Consider the following 16811-nt stretch of genomic DNA (forward strand, 5'->3'; position numbering starts at 1 on the left):
ATAACTATTATAGTTATCGAACACCACATGGAGCTCGTGATGGAAATATGCGATCGTGTTGCGTGCATGAACTTTGGTGCAAAGATAGCCGAGGGAACGCCCGATGAGATACAAAGCCACCCGGAAGTGTTGGCTGCCTACCTTGGAGAGGAGGCATGAGCCATGACGACCCTTGAGCCAATTTTATCGATCCGAGAGCTCGTTGTAAGTTATGGCGCGATAAAGGCACTTCATGGCATTTCCATGGATGTATATGAAGGCGAAATAGTATGTGTCATCGGAGCAAACGGGGCGGGCAAATCGACGCTGTTGAATTCCGTAATGGGGGCCGTGCCGATAGAAATGGGTGAAATCTTGTTTGAGGGCAAGCCATTGGCGAAAAGAAGCCATAAAGTTGTGGCCAGCGGGATATCCTTAGTGCCCGAGGGGCGAAAAATATTTGGACCTCTCACCGTCAGCGAAAATCTGATGGTAGGGGCTTTTTTAAGAAAAGACAAGGAGCAAGTTCAGGAGGATTTGGAATGGGTTTACACTCTTTTCCCTCGCCTTAAAGAAAGAAAAGATCAGCCCGGCGCTACGCTTTCCGGTGGAGAACAGCAAATGTTGTCCATTGCCAGGTCTCTAATGTCGCGGCCGCGAGTTTTGTTGCTCGATGAACCATCTTTAGGGTTGGCTCCCATTCTTATAAAGGAAATTTTTGATGAGCTGAAGTTGATAAACAAGCGGGGTGTAACAATTGTGCTCGTCGAACAAAACGCGAGGCAAGCCTTGATGCTGTCCCATCGCGGATATGTTATGCAGACGGGGCGGGTCATCATACAAGGACCTTCGATGGAATTGCTTTCTGACCCGAGGGTCAAGATGGCTTATTTGGGGAAACTTAAGACCTGAAAATAAAAATGGTGGGCGACGCAGGTTTCGAACCTGCGACCTCTTCCGTGTGAGGGAAGCGCTCTCCCGCTGAGCTAGTCGCCCACTGTTGTTTCGATTATAAAGCACACCCCTTTATTCTGCAAGAGGAACTTTTAGCGCAGAACACCTTCTTGCAGAAGCATCTGGGCCTAGATGGAGTGTTATTATCCTGCCTTTACATAAAAGTTACGGTATAATCGCTAAAGGCTTCTACTTTGTTTCCTTGACACAGGGTATAAACATATGTTAAAAAAGCTACATCATATCTAAATTTTGGTTTGGTTTTTTGAACTTTGATAGCATTAGAAAGGGTGGTTAAAGATGCGAAGGTTAGTCGTGCCGCATACTTACGTGCTTTTATTTCTGATCGTTATAGTGGTAGCTATTGGGACTTACGTTGTGCCAGCAGGAGTGTTTGACAGATTTAAAGATGAGGCTACGGGGCGAACGCTCGTGGACCCACAAAGCTTTCATTACGTCGAGCCCACGCCGGTCGGGTTTTGGGACGTCTTTGCCTCCGTCCCAAAGGGGATGATTGAGGCGGCGGAAGTCATCTTTTTTATCTTTGTCGTGGGCGGAGCCTTCACGATAATTCAGGCGACAGGAGCTATCGATGCGGGGATATCAAAGATCGTGTTGATGTTAAAGGGAAGAGAAAAATTGCTTATTCCTGTAACGATGTTCGTCTTTTCCCTCGGGGGATTGTCCTTTGGTATGTCTGAGGAAACCATCGTCTTCATACCCATGGGCGTGGCTTTAGCCACTGCCGTCGGCTTTGATCCCCTCGTTGGAACAGCCATCATCTCTACGGGTGCTGCCGTCGGATTTGCGGGCGGCATCCTAAATCCTTTTACAGTGGGCGTGGCTCAAAGCATTTCCGAGTTGCCACTTTTCTCCGGGATCTGGCTTAGAATCGTTGGATTTGCAGTGCTATTCATTGTGGCTTGCTACTACGTGATGCGATATGCCTCCAAGGTTAAAGAAAATCCTAAAGAAAGCATCGTTTACGATCTATTTAAAGAAGAGGAAATATCGGGACAAAGGTTAAACGAGGAATCGAAGCTCACCACGATTCACAAGCTTGTACTGCTGGTGCTCCTATTGTTCTTTGCCTATATGATATACGGGGTTATGGCGAAAGGTTATTACATCATGGAATTGGCAACAATATTTTTAGCTATGGGCATCATATGCGGTTTAATAGGAGGGCTTAATCCGAACGCCATAGCAAGGGCATTCGTCGAAGGTTCCCAGAGCATAGCCTTTGGAGCGTTGGTGGTGGGAGTTGCAAGGGCCATACTAGTTGTCATGACCGAGGGTCAGATAATCGATACAGTCATTTATTTCCTGGCAAACTGGGTTTCTCGCTTGCCTGGCGCGCTGTCCGCTGCCGGTATGTTTTGGGTCCATACGATTATTAATTTCTTCATACCTTCAGGAAGCGGGCAGGCGATGGCCACAATGCCGATCATGGCTCCCATTGCTGATTTGATAGGAGTTACGCGGCAGACCGCGGTGCTGGCTTACCAATACGGTGACGGATTTACTAACCAGATCATTCCAACTTCAGGTGTGCTGATGGCCACTCTCGGCATGGCCAAGATCCCTTACGAAAGATGGTTTAAATTCATATGGCCTCTTATGGTGTTTTGGCACGTGATCGGGACAATCGTGGTAATTGTAGCTCACATCGTGGGATACGGACCATTTTAATTTTCCTTGGCAAAATTATTCTTCTCTGAATTATGAATACAAGGAGCCCCTCAGGACATAAAAAGTTCGGAGGGGCTCCTTTGCTGTTCTTTTAAAGCTCCTGCCACGTTTTTTAGCGATCAAGACATGCTTGGGTGAGCGGACGTGCGCAGAGCCTCCCTTCTTGTTGACATTTAATCACTTTACTTGATATTATCAATATCAGCGATGAGTTCTTTTTTGATAAAGTAAAGATTAAATAAAATCCGTGTTCATAAAATGAGAGCCTCCGAGTCGAAGTCTCTAAGGGCGTTTGGCCTATGAGCATCGACCGATAGGGTCTTTTCGGAAACGGAAAGGCCTCCCGCTTGGAAAGGAGGAAAAGAAATATTATTGTACCCCTTCCCGGCGGGAAGGGGTTTTCTCATTTTAAAGACAAAGCAGCACTAATAGACCTTTAATAAAGGAGGGATGCTCTTGAAATAGATTAACTACTGAGCAACTGCTGGCACTGGCAAGGCCCTGAATAAAACCGGGGAAAAACTGCAACATAGGTTTTTACCGGTTCATGCTCTAAGCCCTAAAGGGGAGTTCACGGAAGCGGGCTATGTGTCGACGTGACGCAAGTTAAGCATGGCAAATATGCTTGGAGCCTGCCTATGAGTGGTTGAAGCTGAGAGCACTAAGGTTTGAACACTTTAATGAGAGGTGAGCGATGGTGTCCAATGCTGTATTTAAGATAGAAAAACCCAAGAATGAACCCGTGTTGTCCTATGCGCCGGGTACAAAGGAAAGAGAAGAACTAAAAGCTCGTTTGGTTGAGCTCAGAACCCAGGAGATTGAGATACCCCTTATAATCGGTGGCAAGGAAGTGCGCACCGGAAAGTTGGGTATGTGCATAATTCCCCATAACAAAGAAGTGGTGATTGGAAGGTACCATATGGCAGGGGAGAAGGAAGTAAATGATGCTATCGAGGCAGCTCTTGCCGCACGGCACGATTGGGAGTCAATGCCATGGGAGCATAGGGCTTCTATTTTCCTAAAGGCAGCCGAGATGCTCGCCGGACCGTGTCGGAGCACGATTAACGCGGCTACAATGCTTTGTCAGAGCAAGACGGCATATCAAGCTGAGATCGACTCTGCATGCGAGCTTATAGACATGCTCAAGTTTAACGCTTATTTTCTCAATGAAATCTACAAAGAACAGCCCGAGTCTACGAAGGACTCCTGGAACCGAATGGAGTACAGAGCACTTGAAGGGTTTGTCTTTGCTGTAACTCCCTTTAATTTTACCTCCATCGCCGGCAACCTTCCCACTAGCGCTGCTATGGCCGGAAACGTGGTGCTCTGGAAACCCGCCTCCTCCGCCGTGTATTCAGCATATCACGTGATGACTATCCTTCGAAAAGCGGGCCTTCCAGATGGAGTTATAAACTTTATCCCAGGCCCCGGAAATGTGCTAGGAAGCATCGCCCTTTTAAATCCATGGCTCGCGGGTGTACACTTCACGGGTTCTACGGCGACGTTCCAGTCTATGTGGCAAACTGTGGGACAAAACTTGCCAAATTACAGGACCTATCCTAGGCTCGTAGGTGAGACAGGCGGAAAAGACTTTGTCTTCGTTCACCCCTCTGCGGATCTTGAGCCATTGGTTACAGCTTTGGTCAGGGGGGCCTTTGAATTCCAGGGGCAGAAATGTTCTGCGGCATCGCGCGCTTATGTCCCTGAGAGCATGTGGCCCGCGTTGAAGAAAAGGCTCGTTGAAGAGATAAGCACGATAAAGATGGGTGACATAGAAGACTTCACAAATTTCATGGGCGCCGTAATCGATGCTCAGGCATTTCGGTCAATAAAAGGGTATATCGACTACGCCAAGGAGTCTCCGGAAGCCGAGATAATCTGCGGCGGGAACGCCGACGACAGCGTTGGCTTTTTCATCGAACCCACCGTAATAGTAACGACCAACCCTCGCTTCAAGACCATGGAAGAAGAGATATTTGGGCCGGTTTTAACAATATATATCTACAAAGATGAGGAAATTGAGGAAGCTTTGGATCTTTGCGATTCAACTTCAATCTATGGACTCACAGGTGCAGTTTTTGCTCAGGACAGAGAAGCCATAGTCAAGATCGAAAAGCGCCTGACCCATGCCGCCGGTAATTTCTACATTAACGATAAGCCCACTGGCGCAGTAATCGCTCAGCAGCCCTTCGGAGGAGCAAGAGCCTCAGGTACCAATGACAAGGCAGGCTCCAAAATCAACATGATGCGCTGGGTAAGCCCGAGAGCCATCAAAGAACACCTCAATCCGCCAGTAGGGTACAGATACCCATTCATGGACGAAAAATAAAGGTTAAGACAAAATGAAGAAAATAACTACCGGCAGCATGCACTTTTGCTAAACGCTGCCGGTAGTTATTTTGACAACTACACAATTTTGTGTTAAAAATTTAAGAGGTTATTCAGAAGATAGAATCAGATAAAACTGAGATGGGAGGCTGGCAAAATGCTAGGTTTTATTGGCGGAGGAGCCATGGCCGAAGCCTTACTTAGAGGTATTTTGGCCAAGGGCTTAGTTCAACCGGATAAGGTGTGGGTATCAGATATCGATGCTAATCGGCTTTCATACCTCAAGGAGTCATTGGGGGTACAAACGACTGCCAGCAATACTGAGATACTGGAAAAATCCCGAATAATTTTCCTAGCAGTAAAGCCCCAGGTGGCGCCTGTCATTCTATCCGAACTAAAGGGTCTCTGGGAGGATAAACACTTGGTAGTTTCCATCATGGCCGGTGTACCTCTTTCTTATTTAAACAAGTACACAGGGCCGGCACGATTGATAAGAGTTATGCCCAATACACCTTGCCTGGTTCAGGCCGGGGCTGCGGCCATAGCGATGGGACCGAATGCAAAAGAATCCGATGTAGACGAAGTTAAAGCTCTGTTGTCCGCTGTCGCGAAAGTCGTCGTTTTGGATGAAAGCTTGTTGGATGCCGTGACAGGGCTCAGCGGTTCTGCACCAGCTTATGTATATATCTTTATTGAAGCACTTGCCGATGGTGGCGTCATGGCCGGTTTGCCGCGCCCGGTAGCTATGACTCTGGCAGCACAGACAGTATTTGGCGCCGCTAAAATGGTAATTGAAACGGGCGAACACCCGGGCAGTCTCAAGGACAGGGTAACCTCTCCAGCCGGTACCACCATTGCCGGCGTAGCTGCACTGGAAGACGGCGGTTTCCGAGGATTGGTGATAAGAGCAGTGGCAGATGCCGCTGAGCGATCAGCTGAGCTGGGACGAGAGAGGGATTAAAAACAAACCCCTCCTAGCCAAAGGGCCTGGAGGGGTTTGTTGACCTACTTATTTCTCATTTTTTGAAGACCTTAGCCACTGTCTCGACAACTAAGTCTTCATCGGGTACGTAGGGGAGGGTAATGTGGTAATCGCTCTTTTGGTTTTCGTTTACCTCACGGGCAACTTCCATTGCACCGCTGTTTCTTGCCCATGATCTTCTCGCCACGCCAACCAACACGTCCCAGGCGATTGCTCTGTTTATGATCTTATCGATGCGCTCGCTTCCATCGAGCACAAGGCCGAATCCTCCGTTTATGGCCTTGCTTATCCCGACTCCGCCTCCGTTGTGAAGGGCTATCAACGACATCCCGCGAGCTGCGTTTCCGGCGTAGCAATGTACCGCCATGTCCGCCGTTATGTTGCTTCCGTCTTTTATGTTAGCCGTCTCCCTGAAGGGTGAATCCGTCCCGCCCGTGTCGTGGTGATCTCTCCCGAGCATGACGGGCCCAATTTCGCCCCTTCGAACCATTTCGTTGAACTTGCGCGCTATGGCAAGCCTGAGATCTGCGTCGGCATAAAGTATCCTTGCCTGAGTACCGACGACCAGGTTATTTTTATCGGCATCTCTTATCCAGATGTAGTTATCCCTATCTTGGGGCCTGCGGTTTGGATCGATGCATTCCAGGGCTGCCTTGTCCGTTTTAAGCAGGTCTTCGCGCTTACCGGATAAACAGACCCACCTGAAAGGTCCGTAGCCGTAATCAAAAAGAAGCGGTCCCATGATGTCTTCTACGTAAGAGGGGAATATGAAGCCGTCCCTTTCGTCAATGCCGTTTTTACAAATTTCTTTGACGCCCGCATCATATACGGCCTTCATGAAGGAATTACCGTAATCGAAGAAGTACGCCCCGCGGTCCACAAGCGTCTTAATCAGTTCGAAATGCTTGCGCAAGCTCTTGTCCACCAGCTGTTTGAATCTCTCTCTGTCTTCCGACAGCATCTTTGTCCTTTCCTCGAAGGTAAGTCCCTGAGGGCAATAACCCCCGTCGTAGGCGGCATGACAAGACGTCTGATCGGAAATTAACTCTGCATTTATTCCTATTTTGACGACGTACTCGAGCAGGTCAACGATGTTTCCGTAGTAGGCTATGGAAATGGGTTCTTTATCTTTAAGATGTTTGTTTGCAACCCTAAACACTTCGTCTAAATCAGAAGATACAAGGGACACCCAACCCTGTTTTTTTCGCGTCTCGATCCTCGAGGGATCCACTTCGGCGATGATGCCCACGGCCCCAGCTATTTCGCAGGCCTTGGGTTGAGCTCCGCTCATGCCGCCCAGTCCTGAGGATATAAAAAGGTGTCCTCGCATGTCATCGCCGGGTTTAAGGCCCAGGTGCAATCTTCCTGCGTTAAGTATGGTGTTGTAAGTACCGTGAACGATTCCCTGTGGTCCTATATACATCCATCCGCCGGCAGTCATCTGTCCGTAATTTGTGACTCCAAGCTGCATTCCTCTGTGCCAGTTTTCCTGGTCATCGTACATCCCCACCAGCAGGCCGTTTGTTATGATTACCCTTGGAGCCTCCGGGTGTGATTTAAAAAGTCCCAAAGGATGGCCCGACATCACGACAAGCGTATGGTTTTGGTCTAAAATTTCAAGATACTTTTTGATCAACCGATACTGCATCCAGTTTTGGCATACCTGGCCCGTTTCGCCGTAAGTTACAAGCTCGTAGGGGTAAAGGGCTACTTCGAAGTCCAGGTTGTTGTCGATCATGACTTGAAAGGCCTTGCCCTCGATGCAATTTCCCTTGTATTCGTCGATGGGACGTCCCCAAATGCGCCCCTTTGGCCTGAACCTGTAACCGTAAATGCGGCCTCGGGTTGCGAGCTCTTCCATGAATTCGGGAGCAAGCTTTTCGTGAAGTTCCTCGGGGATATAGCGCAGGGCGTTTTTCAGCGCGAGCTCTGCTTCATCTTGGCTCAGCGTGAAGCCCCTGTCAGGTGCTCTTCTGATATTTGGTTCAAAGGGAGGGTACTCGGGAAGTTCGGGGTCAAGCTTGATGGTCATGGCCTTGCTGTTTAACATGTTTATTTCTTTCACCTCAAACTACCTCCTTTTTTAATTTTTTAAAGTGGTCAAAGTTGCTCTTTTATGCGGGCTGCAGCATCCTTTAATTTTTCGACGATCACCTCTTCTTGACCGTCGAAACTGGCAGCTAATCCCGCCAAACCAAGCTGAGCCACAAATAAACCCCTTGAGTCAAAAAGGGGCACGCTTATGTCTCCTGCGTGGGGGATCCATTCCTCCCTGCTGTAAGCAAAACCTTGCTCTTTGATTTCTTCAAGTTCTTCTTTAAGGCGGTCTTTGTCGATTTCTTGGGGGATGTTGTTATAGACGATGCGATCTTGAAGATCTTTTGGGCTAAATGCCAGCAGCACTTTTCCGGTAGCGCTTACATGAAGGGGTATACTCATCCCGCGGTGAGCTACGTATTTGACAGGGCATGCCGGTTCGACGTGGTAAATGCACAAACCGGCAGTTCCTTCCAGAACGCTTAATATGGCGGTCTTTTGCGTTTCACGCACCAACCGCTTCATTTCGGGAGAAGCGGCATTGATCAAGGCTTGATGAAAAAGCTTTTCGTTGTGAAGGAGAAAGAATCTGACTCCAGGGCGAAATTGATCGGTCTCATGGTCTTGGTATACCCATTCCTGTCTTTCCAGGGATTTTAACAAACGATGTAGAGTGCTTTTGGGTATTCCCGTGAGGCTTTCTATCTCCCTAAGGCTATAGGTATTATGAGAAGAGCACAAAAGCTCCATTATGGCCGTTACTTTGCTCACTGTATCGGTTTTGAAAGTGGTCTTAGCCATTTTCTTCCCCCAAATATGGGACATTACGTCCCATTTTTTAAAAGAATAGCAGCAATTTATATACCTGTCAACTCAAATGCAGAAGTTTACTCAGCTAATAATTGGCTCCTAGTTTTTGTCGGCTGAATGTTTTTGCAGGACAGGATTTGATTTGAAATGAAGCTTCGAGGGATACGTTTAAGGAAAATGCCACCGGAAAAATCTGACGTAATACTTGTATATCTGCAATTTGTCGGCAATTTATTGGTTCGCCATCGAAATAGAGCGTACCGACTGATGTTATATTGTTTTAGTCGTCAACGTTGATTTTTTGTATAACCAAAACCGGGTATTTCGATTTTCTTTTCAATCTTGCCGATCAACCTGGCGGCAGCCAGGACTATTACGAGGTATATGAGGGCAACAATTAAATACACCCTAAAAAATTGATAGTTTCTGCTGGCGATGAACTTTCCCTGTGTTAAAAGATCCGGTGCTCCGATTACGTAAGCTATTGACGTGGATTTAAGCAAGTAAATTAATTCGTTCGTCCATGCGGGGATCGACCACCTGATGGCCTGAGGCAGCACTACGTAAATTATGGTCTGCCAGCTGCTCATGCCCAAAGAATAAGCCGCCATGTATTGATCCTCTCCCACGACTTCTATGGAGCCGCGCGTATACTCAGCCTGGTAAGCCGCGGAATTTAAGGTAAAACCCAAAAATGCCACAGTTATCGCTGACAGCCTTATGCCGTAAGGAGGAAGCGCAAAGTAGAGTATGAAAAGTTGAGCAAGAAGCGGCGTTCCTCGGATAATTTCGATATAGGCGGTACAAAGCCACGACAGAAGCCTAGTGCCAAAACTTCTTCCCAAGGCAAGCAGGACGCCAAAGATGGTGCCAAAAACCATTGAAACTATGGCAAGCTCAAAGGTGAACACCAGGCCTTGCATCAAGGTCCCGAAGTTGGTTACGAAAATATCTACGATCATAAACTGTCTTAAAAATTCGGACACGTCAATCTCCTGCCTTTAGCCTTCTCCGTAAAGTTCGCTCAGTTTAAATAAAAACTCCCTGGTGCGCGGATTTTCAGGATCTTTAAACATCTTTTCAGGGGGAGCCTGTTCCACGATTTTCCCATCTTCTATGAATATGATTTCGTCTGAAACCGACCTTGCAAAGCCCATCTCGTGAGATACGACGAGCATGGTCATGTTGGACTCGGCCAGTTCCTGCATTACCGCCAAAACTTCGCCTATTAGCTCCGGATCCAAAGCGGACGTTGGTTCGTCAAAGAGCATCAGCTTGGGGTCCATCGCCAAGGCCCGTGCGATGGCAACTCTTTGTTTTTGCCCGCCCGAAAGCTGTGCCGGGTAAAGGTCTTCTATCCCAGATAATCCCACCCTGTTTAGCTCGTAGCGAGCCCGCTCCAAGGCCTCTTTCTTCGGGATTTTTTTGACCTTTGTCAGCCCTATCATGACGTTTTCCAGGGCCGTCAGGTGATTGAACAAGCCGAAGTCTTGAAAAACGTAGCCAATCTGTTGCCTGATGGCGTTGATGTTTTTACACCTTACGATTTCCGTGTCACCTAGCCAGATCTCGCCTTCGTCGGGTACGACAAGTCTGTTTATGGACTTTAAGAGCGTGCTTTTTCCCGTGCCGCTAGGGCCTATTATGACTTTTGTTTCTCCCTTATTTAAGTCGAAAGAGATTCCGTCGAGTACCACCTTGTCGCCAAAGCGTTTTTTTAAGTTTATTATCCTGAGCAGCGGTTTGTCCGACATTTAACTTTTACACTCCTATCCCTGGAATCTTGAGTTTATTTTCAAGCATCTTTAAAAGCCTTGCCACTCCAAACGTAAGGACGAAGTAGATGGCTGCGATTACCAAAAATATAGGCAGAGGCTTATATTCTACGGCGATGATGTATTGGCCGTGCCTTAAAAGTTCGACCACTCCTATGGCGTAAGCAAGGGACGTGTCTTTGAGTATTATGGCGTATTCATTGGCGAAGGGGGGAATAAAGGCCCTGATCGCCTGCGGGAAAATTACGTATATAAAAGCTTTGTATTCACCCATGCCCAAAGAGTAGGCCGCCGTCAGTTGGTCTGAGCCAACTGACATGAAACTTCCCCTGAAAATTTGAGCCATGTAGGCCGCCGAACGCAGGCCCAAGGCCAACACTGCGGCATAAAAGGGGCTCAGCCTAAATCCGATATTGGGGAGGCCGTAAAAGACCAAAAGGAGCAGCACCAGTTCCGGCACGCTTCTGAAAATCCTGTCGTAAATGCCCGCCAGCAGGCGAACGGGCTTGTTGCCGTAAGTTTGAAAAAAAGCTATGATCAAACCCAACACCAATCCCAGGGCTAAGATTAAGATCGTAAGTTTTATAGTAACAAAAGTCCCTTCCAACAAGGTTGGGAGGGACTTTTGTACCAGTTCAAAAAAATCTAACAAAACAAATCCCTCGTCTGCGCGCCTTTATTTAAAAATATTTCTTTAAAAGTTCGTCCATCTTGCCGCTCGCCTTCACTTCTTCAAGTCCTTTGTTCAACTTTTCGAGGAGTTCTTTGTTGCCCTTGGCGACCGCAAAGCCGTATTCCTCGCCGGTGATTATTTCGGCCACCATAACGACCGGATTTTCCGCCGCATACCGTAGGGCAACAGGGGTATCCAAGACTACGCCGTCAACATTTCCGTTTAAGAGGTCTTGAATTGCCAAAACGAAGGTATCAAAGCGGGTTACCTTGCCTTTCAGTATGCCCGTTTTCTCCAAGTTTTCCTCCACCCAAAGGTCTCCCGTGGTTCCCGTCTGCACTGCCAGCTTGTGGTCTCCAAACAAAACAGTGACGTTTTTTCCACTTCCCTCTTTTACCAGCACGGCCTGATTTGCCGAGTAGTAAGGCTCCGTAAAGTCCACGACCTTTGCCCTTTCTTCGGTAATGGTCATGCCGGAAGCCACGATATCGATTGTGCCGGCATTTAAACCGGGGATGAGGGAGTCAAAGCTGATATCCTGAAACTCGACCTTGATGCCTTGGCTTTCGGCAATCGCCTTTATCAAGTCGATGTCAAATCCCACTATTTGGCCCTTTTCGATGTATTCAAAGGGCGGGAAATCCGCGCTCGTGCCGACAATGTATGTCTTTGCAAAGGCGGGTGCAACTACCATGAACAAGGCCATCACTATGACGGATAAATAAAGTAAACATTTTTTCATTTACCAACACCTCCTGATATTGTACCAATGCTCTCGGTTTAAATGACCCATAGAAACAATATAAAGCCCTTTGTGGTATTTTGTCAATAAACATAAGTTTACAAGCAAAAAAGGAATAATGCTGACGAGTTCGCACCTCTGCATTTGCCGGGTTATGTTATCATTAGTTTAGTATATATATTTCATATCGTATTATATTATAGAACAGAGATTTTACACGGACAAGTAATGTCAAAATTGTTAAAAAGTGTGTATATGTTTAGTTTGCCATCTTCGACATCAAAGGGCAAGGGTAATTCTAACTTCGTAGATTCCCCTTTGCAAAACCGCTGCTTTTAAAATAATGAAATTCGTGGTAAATATTTTTAGCGGAAGCGAACGGAAAGTCGCTCACCTTTACCTAAGACTTAAGGAGGCTGCTTCATGTTGTCAGGCAGGAAAGGAAAAGCAAGGTCAATAATTCTCCTGGTATTTTGTTTGGTCCTATTGCAAACTAGCACTGCGGCGGCCATATCTCGCGGAGAGGTAGTTTACGAGATAATGTCCGCCTTGGAGTTGCCCCTCGTTCAAGGTGACTCCGGATTTGTCGACGTCTCAAAGCTCACCCTTCACGGAGAGTCAATACAGGCCGCAAAGGCCTTGGGAATTTTGCCGCCCTTCGAGCATTTTCACCCTACTTTAGAGGCGGCTAACGCAGAGGCCGTCATGTTTGCCGTGCGCGCCCTTGGTCTCTTTAACGAAGCTGAAATATTAAGTTCGATATGCGAATTTGAAGGAGACAAAAGCGGAGTGCCGCTTCATCTTATGCCCTACATGGCGATAGCAAGTGAGATGACCCCAAAGGCCCCGGACGAATTTTTATCGAACCCGAGGGACAACGTAACGCGCTCCGGTTTAAATTCCCTCGTTGCCTGGTTAAAAAACTGCAAAAATGGTCTGATTTTTGAAAAAACCCTCAGAGATGACATAGTTACCGTCACGATGCACAGGGAGGGAATTGGACGCCCTCCAAAACTTTGGTTGGTTTTGGTCGATGAAATACCTCTTGATGCCGAGGCGAAAGCTCGTGATCTCGCAGGCTACTTGAAAAACTTGGGCCTTCCTGCTTTCGTAGTGCGGCAGGAATGGGCCTTTCAGGTAACCATAGGTCCCTTTGCAAATTACATCAAGGCCTATGAAGTTTTAACTTCTTTGCCAAAGCACTTGACCGCTTCAATTGTTCCCTATGGGGCTGCTGAGGAAAGCCCGGCACTTTTTTGGGTCGCCCTGGCCTTTGATGCTGCTCGCGTGACCCCAAAGATCGCTCTTTCGAGCACGGAATATGGAACATCGAATCCTTTGAGCGAGATGGCCAGGGAGAAAAACGCAAGGGCAGCCGTTAATGGCGGATATTTCAGCGGCGTAAAGCCCATAGGGTTGGTCATGATGGATGGCAAGGTCGTTTATACGCCCTATAGCGGTCGAACTGCGATCGGATGGGATGACTCGGGAAAGATTTTTATAGGCCAAGTCAGGGCAAAGGTTAAAGTGAAAGTAGGCACAAGTGCAGAATTTCATGTAGAAGGTGTCAATGTTGCCCCGACCTATCACGGGATAACTATTTATACGCCGGAGTTCGGCCCCGAGGCCAGGGGTTTGCAATCCGATGCCCTGGAAGTGATGGTTCGAGGCGGCAAGATAACCTGGAAGCAGGGTGCGGGTACGGCCGCTCATCACTACATACCGCGTGACGGGTTTTTACTGGTAGCTCGGGGAAATAGCAGGCAATTTTTTGCAAACGTCGTTTTAGGCACGGATGTTGAGGTAATATCCACCCTCGAGCCTCAAGAATTTAACCACGCCAAGTGGGCCTTTCAGGCCGGACCCCTTCTTTTGACTAACGGGATGGATGTTAACGTTAGCGAAGGATTCAAGCCTAGTTTTACCGACAAAAGACATCCCAGGACGCTGTGGGGAAGCGATGGAAGTAAAGTTTATTGGGTTGTCGTGGACGGTCGTGATCCGTGGCATTCAAGGGGCGTAACTTTGCACGAGTTAAGAAGCGTTGCCAAGCGCTTGGGCATCAAAGACGCCGTAAATTTGGACGGCGGAGGTTCTTCGGCCCTTTGGTGGAAGGGTGTCCTCATAAATCATTCCCCGGGAGGCAGGGAAAGGCCTCTTCCTTATATAATTTATCTGGACTAAAAAACATAAAGGGCCGTCATATGAAAACCACTGACGGCCCTTTATGTTTATAGTGCTATACTATCTTCAGTAGCTTTATCGCTACGTTGAAGTATACCACTAGCGCAGTGATGTCGACAACAGTGGTAATGAGCGGCGCAGAAAATACTGCAGGATCTAATTTAAACAATCTCCCTATGACGGGAAGTATGGCACCGATGGTAGAACTTACTATTAAAACTACGGTGAGGGTGATAGCTACCACCAACGCTACGCTCGTTGAACCGCTAACTGCCCACGCAAAAAGGTATCCTCCTATTCCCATCACCAGGCCCATCAAGGCGCTTACCCTCAGTTCTTTAAACAAGATTTCAGTAAAATCTTTTATCGTAACTTCGCCTAAAGCCAAGGACCTAATGACCAAAGATGAAGCCTGAGTTCCTGAATTACCGCCCACGTCAGCAAGCAGTGGGATAAAAAAGGTCAGGGTAATTATGCTGCTTAAAACATCCTGATAATATTTTAAGATATTGCTCGTTACAGCCTGGACGACAAAAAGGGCTACAAGCCACCCGATGCGCTTGCTGAAAAGCGTCTTCAAGTCGGATTCCAGGTAAGGCAGGTCCAAAGGACGGCTACCGCCTAATTTGTGGATATCTTCCGTGTCTTCCTCTTCTATGACGTCCATTATATCGTCCGCAGTAATGACTCCAACAAGATGGCCCTGCTCATTTACCACGGGAAGTATCATCAGGTCGTATTGGCTCATTATTCTTGCGGCTTCTTCCTGGTCTGCGTTGGCCTGTACAATTATGATGTTCTTGTGCATTACCTCGGACACCAATTCCTTCGGATCGCTTAAAAGCAGTTCTTTAAGCGACAGCACTCCTACAGGTTTTCCAACGCTGTCAACGACGTAAATGTAGTTGGCGATGCTTTGTTTTCTTCCGACTTTTCGAAAATAGTCTATGACGCGTTCGATCGTCCAGTATTGTCTTACTTGGATATAATCCAAAGACATTATGCCGGCGGCCGAATCCTCGGGATAGGTCATTAAAAATTTGATGCTATCGAGGTATTCGTGCGGAACCATTTGCAAGATCTTTTGGGCTTTGTTAGGGTGTATTGCCATTACAAGGTCGGCTATTGCGTCGCGGCCCATGGCCGAAAGGATTTCCCTGGCCACGTTTTCATCCGAGTGATCTAAAAGCCTATACTGGTCATCGTAATCCAGATGCTCTAAAGCCTCGGCTGCCACCTCAGGGGTGGTTAAAGACAAAATGACCAGCTGTTCCGGTTCTTCATACTCCTCCAAAAGCGTCGCTATTTCGTATGGGTGAAGCTCGCTCAGATACTCGCGCAAAGCTTCGTGGTCTTGCGCCTCGAGTAACTCTTCGACTATTTCTTTGAAGAAATCAATGTTTCTTTGTTCCATTGAAATCACCTCCTAGAGGGCAGTTTGTTGCAAGAAGACATGGCAAAGGCGTGATCGCCTTTTGTACCTTGGTTGCACGATTTTGATCCCTGAGTTAAAACAAAGTTTTCATTTTCCTTAGAAGGTGTTTTACCAGCATCAAGGACACTGCGAGCTTCCCCTTTATTGACCTTTAAAGGGCAGCGTTAAAAGCTGGCGAGATATTGGCGCCTGTTTACCGAAAATGCAGGGAAAAGGCGGCAGCGGCAGGGAAGCTGTGACCTTCCAAGGAAAATAAAGCCCGCTTAAAATTAGACACGTCGATTCGCAATTTTTCTACATTACTCCATGCGCTGTCTCGGCAACTACCAGGTCCAGCGTCCACTTACTGCCACCACCTTTCTTGAGGAAGGAATTTATAGATTTATAACCCTTGTTAGATTACCATATAAACAGAAATTTTACATCTACTTTCGTTTTATTTTATTGCAAAAGACTATGTGGGGGGCGGAAATTGGCCAACAATCACCTTTTATATTTCAATGGCTTTCTCACAAAAAGTTTGCGCGATCTATATGGACCAAATCATTGACCGTGCCTTAATGCGGTGAGATAATTATTTTGGCAACATATTTTAAAAGGGAGGGTGAGTAAATGAGGAAGGTTAAGGGGTTAGCGGTCGCAGTGGTAGCCGTATTTCTTCTGGTTGGTGTGGGCGTAGCCTTTGCTGAGGCACCATACCACATCGGCATAGTCACGGGTACCGTTTCTCAGGGTGAGGATGAACTGCGCGGGGCGGAGCGATTGATCGAAGAGTACGGTAGCGCTACAAATGGGGGTATAATCCAACACATTACTTACCCTGACAACTTCATGCAGGAAATGGAGACGACGATAAGCCAGATCGCTGGGCTTACAGATGACCCCTTAATGAAGGCCATCATCGTCAATCAGTCCATTCCCGGAACGACCGAAGCATTCAGGCGCGTCAAAGAGAGGAGACCGGATATCCTATGTTTCGCAGGCGAACCTCACGAAGACCCGGGCGTGATAGAGTCAGTGGCTGATTTGGCAATAAACGTTCACAACATTTACAGAGGATATCTTATTCCACTTGCTGCAAAGAAAATGGGAGCTACCGATTTTGTTCACATATCCTTTCCAAGACACATGAGCTACGAGCTGCTGTCCAGAAGGCGTAATATTATGGAAGTGGCATGCAACGATATAGGCTTGAAGTTTCATTTTGAGACGGCTCCTGA

The 16811-nt window shown here is 47.4% G+C and carries 13 protein-coding genes, 1 tRNA gene, 1 pseudogene and 1 riboswitch; of the genes and pseudogenes, 7 read left to right on the forward strand and 8 right to left on the reverse strand.

Features of this window, described 5'->3' with window-relative positions:
* Together livG and Q7P41_RS07685 are read left to right on the forward strand one after the other, a co-directional pair.
* Nucleotides 1-159: pseudogene (gene livG, locus Q7P41_RS07680) on the forward strand (high-affinity branched-chain amino acid ABC transporter ATP-binding protein LivG); the annotation flags it as partial.
* A gap of 3 nt (nucleotides 160-162) precedes the next feature.
* Nucleotides 163-891, forward strand: coding sequence for an ABC transporter ATP-binding protein (locus tag Q7P41_RS07685; RefSeq protein ID WP_303883251.1), 729 nt, complete (start codon nucleotides 163-165; stop codon nucleotides 889-891).
* 9 nt (nucleotides 892-900) lie between these two features.
* Here Q7P41_RS07685 and Q7P41_RS07690 read toward each other — a convergent pair.
* Nucleotides 901-975: transfer RNA gene (locus Q7P41_RS07690), tRNA-Val, on the reverse strand.
* A 258-nt stretch (nucleotides 976-1233) separates the two neighbouring features.
* Between Q7P41_RS07690 and Q7P41_RS07695 the strand changes: the two genes are divergently transcribed.
* The 3 genes from Q7P41_RS07695 (at nucleotide 1234) to proC (ending at nucleotide 5914) form a co-directional block, all read left to right on the forward strand.
* Nucleotides 1234-2625, forward strand: coding sequence for a YfcC family protein (locus Q7P41_RS07695; RefSeq protein WP_303883252.1), 1392 nt, complete (start codon nucleotides 1234-1236; stop codon nucleotides 2623-2625).
* A 254-nt stretch (nucleotides 2626-2879) separates the two neighbouring features.
* Nucleotides 2880-2999, forward strand: a riboswitch (molybdenum cofactor riboswitch).
* A 320-nt stretch (nucleotides 3000-3319) separates the two neighbouring features.
* The gene (pruA, locus tag Q7P41_RS07700; protein WP_303883253.1) at nucleotides 3320-4954 is read left to right on the forward strand and encodes an L-glutamate gamma-semialdehyde dehydrogenase; all 1635 of its coding nucleotides are present in this window, start codon (nucleotides 3320-3322) and stop codon (nucleotides 4952-4954) included.
* Nucleotides 4955-5110: 156 nt separating this feature from the next.
* Nucleotides 5111-5914, forward strand: coding sequence for a pyrroline-5-carboxylate reductase (gene proC / locus Q7P41_RS07705; protein ID WP_303883254.1), 804 nt, complete (start codon nucleotides 5111-5113; stop codon nucleotides 5912-5914).
* Between the two features lie 55 nt (nucleotides 5915-5969).
* On the opposite strand, the gene Q7P41_RS07710 is transcribed toward proC, so the two are convergent.
* The 6 genes from Q7P41_RS07710 to Q7P41_RS07735 all read right to left on the reverse strand — a co-directional run bounded on the left by Q7P41_RS07710 (nucleotide 5970) and on the right by Q7P41_RS07735 (nucleotide 11972).
* Nucleotides 5970-7985 carry a urocanate hydratase gene (locus Q7P41_RS07710; protein WP_303883263.1) on the reverse strand — a complete coding sequence of 672 codons (2016 nt, stop codon included), beginning with the start codon at nucleotides 7983-7985 and terminating at the stop codon, nucleotides 5970-5972.
* 50 nt (nucleotides 7986-8035) lie between these two features.
* Nucleotides 8036-8773: an IclR family transcriptional regulator gene (locus Q7P41_RS07715; protein ID WP_303883255.1), complete on the reverse strand. Its 738-nt coding sequence runs from the start codon at nucleotides 8771-8773 to the stop codon at nucleotides 8036-8038.
* 296 nt (nucleotides 8774-9069) lie between these two features.
* Nucleotides 9070-9768: an amino acid ABC transporter permease gene (locus Q7P41_RS07720; protein WP_303883256.1), complete on the reverse strand. Its 699-nt coding sequence runs from the start codon at nucleotides 9766-9768 to the stop codon at nucleotides 9070-9072.
* A gap of 15 nt (nucleotides 9769-9783) precedes the next feature.
* Nucleotides 9784-10536, reverse strand: coding sequence for an amino acid ABC transporter ATP-binding protein (locus Q7P41_RS07725; protein ID WP_303883257.1), 753 nt, complete (start codon nucleotides 10534-10536; stop codon nucleotides 9784-9786).
* Between the two features lie 7 nt (nucleotides 10537-10543).
* Nucleotides 10544-11209, reverse strand: coding sequence for an amino acid ABC transporter permease (locus Q7P41_RS07730; RefSeq protein ID WP_303883258.1), 666 nt, complete (start codon nucleotides 11207-11209; stop codon nucleotides 10544-10546).
* Between the two features lie 28 nt (nucleotides 11210-11237).
* Nucleotides 11238-11972 (reverse strand): basic amino acid ABC transporter substrate-binding protein, encoded by a 735-nt coding sequence (locus Q7P41_RS07735; protein WP_303883259.1) that lies wholly within the window; start codon nucleotides 11970-11972, stop codon nucleotides 11238-11240.
* A gap of 423 nt (nucleotides 11973-12395) precedes the next feature.
* Here Q7P41_RS07735 and Q7P41_RS07740 point away from each other — a divergent pair, with 423 nt between their 5' ends.
* Nucleotides 12396-14156 (forward strand): phosphodiester glycosidase family protein, encoded by a 1761-nt coding sequence (locus Q7P41_RS07740; RefSeq protein WP_303883260.1) that lies wholly within the window; start codon nucleotides 12396-12398, stop codon nucleotides 14154-14156.
* Between the two features lie 55 nt (nucleotides 14157-14211).
* Here Q7P41_RS07740 and mgtE read toward each other — a convergent pair whose 3' ends face one another.
* Entirely contained in the window at nucleotides 14212-15570 is a 1359-nt protein-coding gene (gene mgtE / locus Q7P41_RS07745) for a magnesium transporter (protein WP_303883261.1), read from the reverse strand.
* 633 nt (nucleotides 15571-16203) lie between these two features.
* Here mgtE and Q7P41_RS07750 point away from each other — a divergent pair.
* Nucleotides 16204-16811: DUF3798 domain-containing protein (locus Q7P41_RS07750; RefSeq protein ID WP_303883262.1), on the forward strand; the 608-nt coding region annotated here is incomplete at its 3' end.

It is taken from the genome of Acetomicrobium mobile (assembly GCF_937920065.1).

What these genes read in the sequence shown, in the direction of transcription:
- Q7P41_RS07725 (WP_303883257.1), bottom strand. Translation starts at nt 10,536, where the DNA reads ATGTCGGACAAACCGCTGCTCAGGATAATAAACTTAAAAAAACGCTTT.
- Q7P41_RS07685 (WP_303883251.1), top strand. Translation starts at nt 163, where the DNA reads ATGACGACCCTTGAGCCAATTTTATCGATCCGAGAGCTCGTTGTAAGT.
- mgtE (WP_303883261.1), bottom strand. Translation starts at nt 15,570, where the DNA reads ATGGAACAAAGAAACATTGATTTCTTCAAAGAAATAGTCGAAGAGTTA.
- Q7P41_RS07735 (WP_303883259.1), bottom strand. Translation starts at nt 11,972, where the DNA reads ATGAAAAAATGTTTACTTTATTTATCCGTCATAGTGATGGCCTTGTTC.
- Q7P41_RS07710 (WP_303883263.1), bottom strand. Translation starts at nt 7,985, where the DNA reads ATGTTAAACAGCAAGGCCATGACCATCAAGCTTGACCCCGAACTTCCC.
- pruA (WP_303883253.1), top strand. Translation starts at nt 3,320, where the DNA reads ATGGTGTCCAATGCTGTATTTAAGATAGAAAAACCCAAGAATGAACCC.
- proC (WP_303883254.1), top strand. Translation starts at nt 5,111, where the DNA reads ATGCTAGGTTTTATTGGCGGAGGAGCCATGGCCGAAGCCTTACTTAGA.
- Q7P41_RS07695 (WP_303883252.1), top strand. Translation starts at nt 1,234, where the DNA reads ATGCGAAGGTTAGTCGTGCCGCATACTTACGTGCTTTTATTTCTGATC.
- Q7P41_RS07740 (WP_303883260.1), top strand. Translation starts at nt 12,396, where the DNA reads ATGTTGTCAGGCAGGAAAGGAAAAGCAAGGTCAATAATTCTCCTGGTA.
- Q7P41_RS07715 (WP_303883255.1), bottom strand. Translation starts at nt 8,773, where the DNA reads ATGGCTAAGACCACTTTCAAAACCGATACAGTGAGCAAAGTAACGGCC.